Origin of the sequence: Prescottella defluvii, assembly GCF_000738775.1 — a bacterium.
In the GTDB taxonomy this organism is placed as follows: Bacteria; Actinomycetota; Actinomycetes; order Mycobacteriales; family Mycobacteriaceae; genus Prescottella; species Prescottella defluvii.
Window position 1 is genome coordinate 1 of record NZ_JPOC01000132.1, and the last position, 211, is coordinate 211.

Genomic DNA, 211 nt, shown 5'->3' on the forward strand with positions numbered 1-211 from the left:
CACCACGCCGTAGGCGAAGACGGCGGCGTACTCGGCCTGCAGTGCATCGATCAGCGCCTGCTGTTCGGGGCCGGGGCTCTGTGTACTCACGGCAGCAACACCGCCTGCTGCGCGGCGCAGGCCGCACTGATCGAGCCGAGCAGTCCGGCGCGGTAGCCGGACTGGTTGCGGGCCAACCGGGCGGCCTCACGCTGCGCGTCGGCGAGGTCGA

1 pseudogene is annotated in these 211 nt (G+C 72.0%); it reads right to left on the bottom strand.

Annotated features, from left to right (window positions below):
• Positions 1-90: pseudogene (locus IJ15_RS27025) on the bottom strand (DUF4439 domain-containing protein); the annotation flags it as partial.
• Positions 91-211 lie beyond the last annotated feature (121 nt).